The organism is Microbacterium sp. RD1, assembly GCF_052220165.1.
Lineage (GTDB): Bacteria > Actinomycetota > Actinomycetes > Actinomycetales > Microbacteriaceae > Microbacterium.
Genome location: NZ_JBQPOL010000002.1, coordinates 1,048,768 through 1,059,184, shown reverse-complemented (window position 1 = coordinate 1,059,184; position 10,417 = coordinate 1,048,768). Strand labels below are relative to the sequence as shown.

Annotated in this window: 8 protein-coding genes; all 8 read left to right on the top strand. The window is 71.2% G+C overall.

Features of this window, described 5'->3' with window-relative positions; all coding sequences use genetic code 11:
* Positions 1-18 precede the first annotated feature (18 nt).
* The 8 genes from ACTU3I_RS13860 to fusA all read left to right on the top strand — a co-directional run bounded on the left by ACTU3I_RS13860 (position 19) and on the right by fusA (position 10,318).
* The gene (locus ACTU3I_RS13860; RefSeq protein ID WP_442926274.1) at positions 19-984 is read left to right on the top strand and encodes an AAA family ATPase; all 966 of its coding nucleotides are present in this window, start codon (positions 19-21) and stop codon (positions 982-984) included.
* Positions 981-2,348, top strand: coding sequence for a DUF58 domain-containing protein (locus ACTU3I_RS13855; RefSeq protein ID WP_442926273.1), 1,368 nt, complete (start codon positions 981-983; stop codon positions 2,346-2,348). Before ACTU3I_RS13860 ends, ACTU3I_RS13855 begins: the two co-directional genes overlap by 4 nt.
* A complete protein-coding gene (locus tag ACTU3I_RS13850) occupies positions 2,345-4,810 on the top strand; it encodes a DUF3488 and transglutaminase-like domain-containing protein (protein ID WP_442926272.1) in 2,466 nt (821 codons plus the stop codon). The genes ACTU3I_RS13855 and ACTU3I_RS13850 overlap by 4 nt, the downstream gene beginning before the upstream one ends.
* Positions 4,807-6,480, top strand: a complete 1,674-nt coding sequence (locus ACTU3I_RS13845) for a DUF5684 domain-containing protein (protein WP_442926271.1) — start codon at positions 4,807-4,809, stop codon at positions 6,478-6,480. The genes ACTU3I_RS13850 and ACTU3I_RS13845 overlap by 4 nt, the downstream gene beginning before the upstream one ends.
* 4 nt (positions 6,481-6,484) lie before the next feature.
* Positions 6,485-7,045: a hypothetical protein gene (locus tag ACTU3I_RS13840; protein ID WP_442926270.1), complete on the top strand. Its 561-nt coding sequence runs from the start codon at positions 6,485-6,487 to the stop codon at positions 7,043-7,045.
* 245 nt (positions 7,046-7,290) lie between these two features.
* Entirely contained in the window at positions 7,291-7,659 is a 369-nt protein-coding gene (gene rpsL / locus ACTU3I_RS13835; RefSeq protein ID WP_442926269.1) for a 30S ribosomal protein S12, read from the top strand.
* A gap of 5 nt (positions 7,660-7,664) precedes the next feature.
* Positions 7,665-8,135: a 30S ribosomal protein S7 gene (gene rpsG / locus ACTU3I_RS13830; RefSeq protein ID WP_442926268.1), complete on the top strand. Its 471-nt coding sequence runs from the start codon at positions 7,665-7,667 to the stop codon at positions 8,133-8,135.
* 68 nt (positions 8,136-8,203) lie between these two features.
* Positions 8,204-10,318, top strand: a complete 2,115-nt coding sequence (gene fusA / locus ACTU3I_RS13825) for an elongation factor G (protein WP_442926267.1) — start codon at positions 8,204-8,206, stop codon at positions 10,316-10,318.
* Positions 10,319-10,417 lie beyond the last annotated feature (99 nt).

The window sequence follows — 10,417 nt, the reverse complement described above, 5'->3', positions numbered from 1 at the left end:
ACCCGGAGGACCTCCCCGATGACGACCACCCAAGAGCAGGCGACGTGGTTCGCGTCGACGTTCGCGCAGATCGCCGACAACGTCGAGCGTGCCGTCCTGGGCAAGCGCCGCGTGGTGGAGCTCGTGCTCACCGCGATGCTCAGCGACGGTCACGTGCTGCTGGAGGACGTCCCGGGGACAGGCAAGACGTCGCTCGCCCGCGCGATCGGGCAGTCGGTGCAGGGCACCAACACGCGCATCCAGTTCACCCCCGACCTCCTCCCCGGCGACATCACCGGCATCACGGTGTACGACCAGAAGACCGGGCAGTTCGAGTTCCACTCCGGTCCGATCTTCGCCAACATCGTGCTGGCGGACGAGATCAACCGGGCGAGCCCGAAGACCCAGTCGGCGCTGCTGGAGGTGATGGAGGAGGCCCGCGTCACGATCGACGGCGTCACCCGTCCGGTGGGCGTGCCGTTCCTCGTGCTCGCCACGCAGAACCCCGTCGAGCAGGCCGGCACGTACCGGCTTCCGGAGGCCCAGCTCGACCGGTTCATGATGCGCACCTCGCTCGGCTACCCCGACCACGCCGCGACGGTCCGCATCCTCGACGGCGCGCCGCTGGACACGGCGGAGCTCACCCCGATCATCACGCCGCAGGCGCTCGTCGGAATGGCCGACCTCGCCGCGGAGACCTATGTCGACGCGCTCGTGCTCGACTACATCGCGCGCCTGGTGGATGCCACGCGCTCGGCCGACGAGGTGCGCCTGGGCGTCAGCATCCGCGGTGCCCTCGCCCTCACGCGGGCCACGCGCACCCGCGCGGCGTCGCAGGGGCGCACGTTCGCCACCCCCGACGATGTGAAGGCGCTCGCCGTCTCGGTGCTGTCGCACCGGCTGATCCTGCACCCCGAAGCCGAGTTCGACGGGGTGACGCAGGAGGCCGTCATCGGCCAGGTGCTGCTGGATGTCGCGCCGCCCACCCAGCGCGAGGCCGTATGAGTCTGACGGAGTCGCGTCTCACACGGACGTCCGCCGGGTCGACGTCGTCCCGCACCTCGCTGACGTCGACCTCGACGACGGCGCGGCGCGGGCGCGGGCTCGTGCGGGCGGTCGTGTGGACCACTCTGGCGTGGCGAGCGCTCGTGCGTGCGCTCACCGTCGCCGTGCGCTGGTGCGCGCGCACGGTGCGGCCGGCCGGCGCGCTCGTGACCGTCGCCGCGACCGCGGGGCTCGTGCTCGGGATCACCTTCGGGTGGGTGGAGTGGATGGTCGCGGGCGCGGTGGCGCTTCTCCTGATCGTCATGAGCGTGCCGTTCCTCTTCGGCGCGCGCGCGTACGACGTCTCGCTGTCTCTTGCGCACGAGCGCATCGTCGCCGGGCAGAGCGTCGAAGGCCAGATCGTCGTGCGGAACGAAAGCCGGCGGATGGCGCTGCCCGGGCGCCTGGACATCCCCGTGGGACGCGGCCTCGTCGAGTTCGGTGTGCCGCTGCTGCGCCCGGGCCACACCGTCGCGCAGCCGCTGGAGATCCCCGCGCTTCCCCGCGGAGTGGTGCAGGTCGGCCCCGTGACGACGGTGCGCAGCGACCCGATCGGGCTCCTTCGCCGCGAGCACGCCTTCGACGACGTGCACGAGCTGTACGTGCATCCGCGCACCGTCGGTCTGCCCTCCACCAGCGCCGGCCTCATCCGCGACCTCGAGGGGAACCCCACGCGGCGCCTCGTCGACGCCGACATGTCGTTCCACGCGATCCGCGAGTACACCCCGGGCGACGCGCAGCGCCAGATCCACTGGAAGTCCACCGCCAAGACCGGGCAGCTGATGGTGCGCCAGTACGAGGAGTCCCGGCGCTCCCGGATGGCCGTGGTCCTCGGCACGGCCCAGCAGGAGTACTCCGACGCCGACGAGTTCGAGCTGGCGGTGAGCGCCGCGGCGTCCCTGGGCCTTCGCGCCGTGCGCGACGCGCGCGACCTCGACATCGTCACCGGCTCCGAGATCCCGCGGGTCGTCCGCGGGCGGCTGCGCGCGATCTCGCACATCCCGACGGTCTCGGCGCGCACGATGCTCGACGGCTTCAGCGCCGTCGAGCGCCTGGAGAACACCATGGCCGTGGAGGAGATCTGCCGCCTGGCGTCGGAGGCGAACGAGCGCCTCTCGATCGCCGTGGTCGTCGTGGGCTCGGTCGTCGGCCTCGCGCGGCTGCGTCATGCGGCGCTCGCCTTCCCCGCTGACACGAGCGTGCTGGCGGTGGTCTGCGACGAGCGTGCGCACCCGCGGATGCAGACCCTCGCCGGAGTGTCGGTGCTCACGATCGGCACCCTCGACGACCTGTCGGGGCTGCTCCTGCGGGGAGCGACCTCGTGACGGTCCGGCGGATCGTCGGCGGCTCGCTGTTCGTCGGCGTCACGACACTGGCCGCCGCCGTCGCCGCCTGGCCGGTGTACGCCTCGGGGTCGTTCGCGCTCGTCGCCGCCGTGGGCGCCGTCGTCGGCGCGGGGATCGCTGCGGTGGTCACCTGGCGGCGATGGGGCGCGTGGGTCGTCGCCGCGCTCCTGGCCGGGGCGTTCGTCCTCCTGGCCGTGCCGCTGGCCGTGCCCTCGCGCCTCGGAGGCCCGCCCGAGATCCTCCGCGGGCTGGGCGAGGCGTTCGCCGGCGTCGCGCTGGGCTGGAAGGACCTCGTCACCGTCGACCTGCCCGTCGGCGCCTACCGGAACCTCCTCGTGCCCGCCCTCGTCATCTTCCTCGTCGGCACCTGCGTGGCGCTGCTGCTGTCGTGGCGCACCGACCGGTGGGCGGTCGCCGCCGTCGCGGTGGGCTTCGCGATGCTCGGGTTCGGACTCTTCTTCGGCCGCACGTCGGTCAGCGCGCCGCTGCGCCTCGGGCCGGTCACCCTCTACGCGCCGGTGGAGACGGTGCTCGGTGCCGGGGGGCTGCTCGCGGCCGTCCTGTGGCTCGCGTGGCGCACGCACGACGAGCGCGTGCGGGCGCTCCAGCGGGCGGGAGTGGCCAGCGGCGTCCGCATCTCGCGGCGCCCCTCCCGCACCGACCGACGCCGGACCGTGCTCGGGGCGGCGATGGTCGTCGTCGCCCTCGGAGCGGCCCTCGTCGTCGTGCCGTGGGCCGCGCGCGGCGCCGACCGCGACGTGCTGCGATCGGCGGCGGGTCCCGAACGCGACATCGCCGCAGCAGCCAGCCCGCTGGCGCAGTACCGCGCCCTGTTCGCCGACGACCGCGCCGACGAGGTGCTGTTCCGCATCACGGGGGATGCGCCCGAGCGCGTGCGCGTCGCCGTGCTCGACACCTACGACGGCGAAACCTTCCGCGCCGGAGGCAACGCCGACGCCCCGACGCCGTTCGTGCGCGTCCCGTCCCAGCTCGACGGCGGTGCCGGCACCGCGGTGGACGTCGCCGTCGAGATCGACGCGCTCTCCGGCATCTGGGTGCCGACGGCGGGCAGGCTCACCTCCGTCGACTTCGGCGGACCACGCGCGTCGTCGCTGGCCGACCGCTTCTACTACAGCGCCGCCGCGCAGGCCGGGGTCGAGACGGCCGACGGCGGGTGGGAGACCGGCGACGAGTACCGGCTCCGCGCGGTCGAACCGCGGCCGGTCGATCTCGCCGGCGTGAAGGCGCCCGGCGGCGACACCGCGCTCGTGGAAGCGCCCGACAACCTCGCCCGGTGGGTCGACGAGCACGCCGCCGGCTCCGACGGGGCGGCGCTCGCCGGCCTCGTCGATCTCCTCCGCGAGCGGGGATATCTCAGCCATGCCCTGCAGGTCGACCCCGCCGATCCGCCGTCGTGGATGGAGGGCCTCGGCGGGTACAGCTTCCAGCCGAGCGCGGCGGGGCACTCGCTCGCCCGCGTCGATCAGCTGTTCGAGCGGCTGCTCGAACGCGAGAGCGACCCGCGCGCCGAGGCATCCGGCAACTATGTCGCCGCCGTCGGCGACGACGAGCAGTTCGCCGTCGCGACCGCGCTCATCGCGGGAGAGCTGGGCTTTCCCGCGCGCGTCGTGCTGGGGGCGCGGCTGACCTCGGGCGACCCGGGCGTGGCCACGTGCGAGGACGGCCGGTGCCGAAGCAGCGACCTGTCGGCGTGGACGGAGGTCCGCGGCGACGACGGGCAGTGGGTGCCCATCGACGTGACTCCGCAGTGGAGCCAGTCGCCGAGTCTGGACGTCACCGAGCAGCGCGACCCGGAGAACGTCACCGAGGTGCGCCCCGACACGGTGGAGGAGGTCGTCCCGCCGGAGCCCACCCAGGAGGACACCGCGGCCGACGACGACCGCGACGACGCCGGCGGCTGGGACCTCGCGTGGCTGTGGCCGATCCTCCGCGTCACCGGCATCGTGCTTCTGGTCCTGCTCATCGTGCTGGGTCCCTTCTTCGCCGTCGTGGCGGCGAAGGCCCTGCGACGCCGGAGTCGTCGCCGCGCCCCGGAACCGGCCGTCGCGATCGCCGGCGGCTGGGAGGAGTACGTCGACGCGGGGGTGGATGCCGGTCGCGAAGCCCCGCGCTCCTTCACCCGCCCCGAGTTGGCGGCGACGTTCGCGACGCCCGCCGGCGCACAGCTCGCCGCCGTCGCGGACCGCGCGGTGTTCTCCTCCGAGAGCACCAGCACGGATGACGCGGCGGAGTTCTGGCGCATCGTGGAGACCGAGCGGCACGCGTTGACGCGCGGGCGTGGTCTCTGGCGCAGCATCCTGGCGGCCGTATCGTTGAAATCGTTCGTCCGTCTCGTGGCGCCGCAGGCGTCGGAGCGGATGTCGCGCATGGTCGAGAGGGGGAGGCGCCGCACCACCGGTCGCGGGCGCACAACGTCATGAGTCCCGACTACACAGGAGTGGTCCCGGGGGCGATCATCTCGCTGCTGCTGGTCCTGCTCGTCTACGTATGGATCTCGCTGGCCCTCGCGATGCTCTTCCGCAAGGCGGGGGAGCAGGCCTGGAAGGGCTGGGTCCCGTTCGTCAACTCCGCGACCGTGCTGGGCATCGGCGGGTTCTCGCCATGGCTCATCCTCCTGGTCCTCATCCCCGGCGTCGGGCAGCTGATCGTCTACGTGCTCATGGTCATCGCCGCCTACCGCATCAACCAGAACTTCGGCTACGGCGCGGGAATGACGGTGCTGGCCGCGCTGCTGTTCCCGGTCTGGGCGAGCGTCCTCGGATTCGGGTCGGCGCGGTGGATCGGCGCCCCCGTCGCCGGGCCGGTGCGCACCCCGCAGCCCGACTCGCCGATCCCCTCCCTCGTCGGCGGCTGGGTGCCCACGCCGCTGGGCGTGCCCGGCTACGGCGCGGAGCCGGCCGCCGCCGAGTCGGCCGCGCCCCGCAGCGACGTCGCTCCGCCCGAGCCCGCCCCTCTCCTCGGGCCGTGGGGTCCTCCTCCCGCTCCCCGCGAGAGCGCCGGGCTCCTCTCCGGTCTGTTCGACGACGATGACGAGGACAGTGCCGTCGACCCGGAGGATCGCGTCCCCGACGTCGCGGCGCCTGCCGTCGCGACGTCGTTCGCTCCGCCCGCGGCACCCGGCACTCCTGCGGACACCGCGTTCCCCGCAGCGGGTGCGGAAACGGTCGCCCCGATCTCGTTCGTCCCGGGGGTGCGTGCCACGCCGCCCGAGACGGGTGCCGCGCCCGCTTCCGCGCAGAGCCCTCCGCCGCAGCTGCCCGTCGAGCCCGAGGCGCTCGTCGAGCCCGAGCCGCCTGTCGAGCCGCAGCCGGATGCGCCGCGCGAGGTGTGGCCGGCACCCGTCGCGTGGCCGGCCCCGGAGCCGGGACGTCGATCGGCACCCGAACCCGAGCCGGCGCCCGAGCCCGAGCCCGAGCCCGAGCCGGAACCGGAGCCGACGCCTGAACCAGCGCCGGAGGCCCTCGCGTGGGCGCCCCTGCGCTCCTCCCCCGCAGACGACGACGGATTCCCCGAGCCGTCCGAGGCGGTCTCGGCGGTGGCCGGCGCTCCCGACGCCGGCGCGCCCCGCTCGGCGCGGTCATCGGTCTCCGCGCTCTACGCGCAGCCGGAGATCCCCGCCGAGGAGCAGCCGGTCCCCCCGGCGCTCGGCGGAGCGGCGGCGGCATCGGCTGCCACCCGCCGCGCAGCGCCCGAACAGCCGCCCTCGGCATCCGACGACGACGCGCTCGACCAGACGATCATCGCGCGACGGCGTCGCACCGCGTGGAGGCTCGTCCCGCCGGCCGGCGCACCGATCGACATCGTCGCCGACGTCGTCATCCTCGGGCGGCGACCGGCACCCGACCCGGCCTACCCGAACGCGCAGCTCATCGCCATCGCCGATGAGACCCGCACGGTGTCCAAGACGCACGCGCGCCTCGAGCTGCGCGCCGACACGTGGTACGTCACCGACCTCGGCTCCACCAACGGCGTCCTCTTCGCGACGCTGATGGGCACCGAGGTCGAGGCGCAGCCTGGCCAGGAACTCGAGGCAGGGGAGCGGTTCTTCCTCGGCGACGCCGAGGTGCGGCTGCGCAGAAGCGATTCCTGAGTCCATGTCCACGCCCGACGAAGACCCGGATGCCCCCACGCTGTGGGCCGGGCGGCTGCGTTCCCCGGCTCCGGAGCCGCGCGTCGATCCTGCCGGAGCCCCGTCGGCGGAGCCTGTGGATGACGCGACGGCGATCGCCGCCCGGCGCGCGCCCGCCCCGCCTCGCAGCGACGCGCTGCCGGAGGCCGAGGCGGACCTCGAGGTGGAGGAGGGCTCGACGCGCGTCGCGCGGCGGGAGACGCGCCGCCGATCCACGCGTCTTCCCGATGAGGAGACGATCGCGCGCCTGCGGCCCGGGTCGACCGAGCCGGCCGTTGCCGGGGCGGGGCCCGGGCGGCGCACAGCGCGGGTCCCGGATGCGGACGCGCACGAGATCTACCGCCCGCGCGCGGCGGAGCCGGCGATGGTCGAACGACGACCGCCCGCGGTCCGTGAGCCGCAGCATCCGGTCGCGCCCGCCCGCAGCGGCGGGGCGCGAGCGCGCGTCGTCTGGATCGTCGGTGCGGTCGCGGCGATGATCGTGGTCGCGGCGGCGATCACCGTGCTCCTGCTCGCTGTGGGCTGAATCCCGCGTTTGCCACCCCTCCCGCACGCGCGTATCATTGATCGGGTGTGCGCACACGCGCGCCCTGCGTCGTGCCTCGGTGCGAAGCGGGAACGCGGAATCATGCACATCGAACGGGACCGGCCTGCGAACAGGTCGCCCCCACGGCATATCCACCACGACAAACGCGACAGTCTTCTGGCGCGCCGGTGGGTTTGTGGTGAAACCACACCGCTGTCACCGTGCAGCGCAATCAAGGAGAGAACGTGCCAACCATTCAGCAGCTGGTGCGCAAGGGTCGCGCCCCGAAGGTCGCGAAGACCAAGGCGCCCGCCCTCAAGTCGAACCCGCAGCAGGCGGGCGTCTGCACCCGCGTGTACACCACCACGCCCAAGAAGCCGAACTCGGCGATGCGCAAGGTCGCTCGTGTGAAGCTGCGCAACGGCACCGAGGTGACCGCGTACATCCCCGGTGAGGGCCACAACCTGCAGGAGCACTCGCTCGTGCTGGTGCGCGGCGGCCGTGTGAAGGACCTTCCCGGTGTCCGCTACAAGATCGTCCGTGGCGCCCTGGACACCCAGGCCGTGAAGAACCGTAAGCAGGCTCGCAGCCGCTACGGCGCGAAGAAGGGCTGAGAACCATGCCTCGTAAGGGTCCCGCCCCGAAGCGTCCCGTCGTCAACGACCCGGTGTACGGCGCTCCCGTCGTCACGCAGCTGGTCAACAAGATCCTCATCGACGGCAAGAAGTCGCTGGCCGAGTCGATCGTCTACGACGCCCTCCGCGGCGTCGAGTCGAAGAACGGTCAGGATGCCGTCGCCACCCTCAAGAAGGCGCTGGACAACGTCCGCCCCACTCTCGAGGTCAAGTCGCGCCGCGTCGGCGGTTCGACCTACCAGGTTCCGGTCGAGGTCAAGCCTCACCGCGCCAACACCCTCGCCCTCCGCTGGCTCGTCAGCTACGCCAAGGGTCGTCGTGAGAAGACCATGACGGAGCGCCTCCAGAACGAGATCCTGGATGCCTCGAACGGCCTCGGTGCCGCGGTGAAGCGCCGCGAGGACACCCACAAGATGGCCGAGTCGAACCGCGCCTTCGCGCACTACCGCTGGTAAATCAGCTCATCCGGCGCCCGGTGGGGATGACCTCCCCGCCGGGCGCCATCAAGACGTAAGGAAACCCCGTGGCACAAGAAGTGCTCACCGACCTCCACAAGGTCCGCAACATCGGCATCATGGCGCACATCGATGCCGGCAAGACGACGACGACCGAGCGCATCCTCTTCTACACGGGCGTCAACCACAAGATCGGCGAAACGCACGACGGCGCTGCCACCACCGACTGGATGGAGCAGGAGCAGGAGCGTGGCATCACGATCACCTCCGCCGCGGTGACGTGCTTCTGGGAAGGCACCCAGATCAACATCATCGACACGCCCGGCCACGTCGACTTCACCGTCGAGGTGGAGCGGTCGCTGCGCGTGCTCGACGGCGCCGTCGCCGTGTTCGACGGCAAGGAGGGCGTGGAGCCCCAGTCCGAGACCGTGTGGCGTCAGGCCGACAAGTACAACGTCCCGCGCATCTGCTTCGTCAACAAGATGGACAAGCTCGGCGCCGACTTCTACTTCACGATCGACACGATCGTCAACCGGCTGAAGGCCAAGCCCCTCGTGCTGCAGATCCCGATCGGCGCCGAGAACGACTTTATCGGGGTCGTCGACCTCGTCTACATGCGCGCACTCGTGTGGCCCGGCGATGCCAAGGGCGATGTGACCATGGGTGCGAAGTACGAGATCCAGGAGATCCCCGCCGACCTCGCCGACAAGGCCGCCGAGTACCGCGAGAAGCTGCTCGAGACCGTCGCCGAGTCCGACGAGGTGCTGCTCGAGAAGTACTTCGGTGGCGAGGAGCTCACGCCCGAGGAGATCAAGGGCGCGATCCGCAAGATGACGATCGCCTCCGAGGTCTACCCGGTCCTGTGCGGCTCGGCGTTCAAGAACCGCGGCGTGCAGCCCATGCTGGACGCGGTCGTGGACTACCTGCCCACCCCGCTGGACGTTCCGGCGATCGAGGCGCACGACCCGAAGAACGAAGAGACGATCATCCAGCGTCACGCCGACCGCGACGAGCCGTTCGCGGCGCTGGCGTTCAAGGTCGTCACGCACCCCTTCTTCGGCCGTCTGACCTACATCCGCGTGTACTCCGGTCACCTGGACTCCGGCTCGCAGGTCGTCAACTCGACCAAGGGCAAGAAGGAGCGCATCGGGAAGATCTTCCAGATGCACGCCAACAAGGAGAACCCGGTCGACTCCGTCACCGCGGGCCACATCTACGCCGTGATCGGCCTCAAGGACACCACCACCGGTGACACCCTCTCGGATTCCGCCAACCAGGTGGTCCTCGAGTCGATGACGTTCGCCGACCCGGTGCTCGAGGTCGCGATCGAGCCGAAGACCAAGGCCGATCAGGAGAAGCTGGGCATCGCGATCCAGAAGCTGGCCGAAGAGGACCCGACCTTCCGCGTCGAGCAGAACCACGAGACGGGTCAGACCGTCATCAAGGGCATGGGCGAGCTGCACCTCGACATCATGGTCGACCGCATGAAGCGGGAGTTCAAGGTCGAGGCCAACGTCGGAAAGCCGCAGGTGGCGTACCGCGAGACGATCAAGAAGACAGTCGAGCGTCACGACTACACGCACAAGAAGCAGACCGGTGGGTCCGGCCAGTTCGCGAAGATCCAGTTCGCGATCGAGCCTCTCGAGGTCACGGCCGACAAGACGTACGAGTTCGAGAACAAGGTCACCGGTGGCCGCATCCCGCGCGAGTACATCGAGCCGACCAACCAGGGCTTCCAGGACGCGATGAACGTCGGCGTGCTCGCCGGATACCCGATCGTGGGTGTCAAGGCGATCCTCCTCGACGGCGCCTCGCACGACGTCGACTCCTCGGAGATGGCGTTCAAGATCGCGGGTTCGATGGGCTTCAAGGAGGCCCTCCGCAAGGCGAACCCGGTGATCCTCGAGCCGATCATGGCCGTGGAGGTGCGCACGCCGGAGGAGTACATGGGCGACGTCATCGGCGACCTGAACAGCCGCCGAGGTCAGATCCAGTCCATGGAGGACGCCTCGGGCGTGAAGGTGGTCCGTGCCAACGTGCCGCTGTCCGAGATGTTCGGCTACATCGGCGACCTGCGGTCGAAGACCTCGGGCCGCGCCGTGTACTCGATGACCTTCGACAGCTACGCCGAGGTTCCCCGCAACGTCGCCGACGAGATCGTCCAGAAGGCCAAGGGCGAGTAATCGCCCCTTCTGACACATAACTTCACATTCACTAGACTGAACCCAACCCCGTAGACGACCGGTCGCAATCCAGTGCCCGGAACCTCTACACGACCGTCC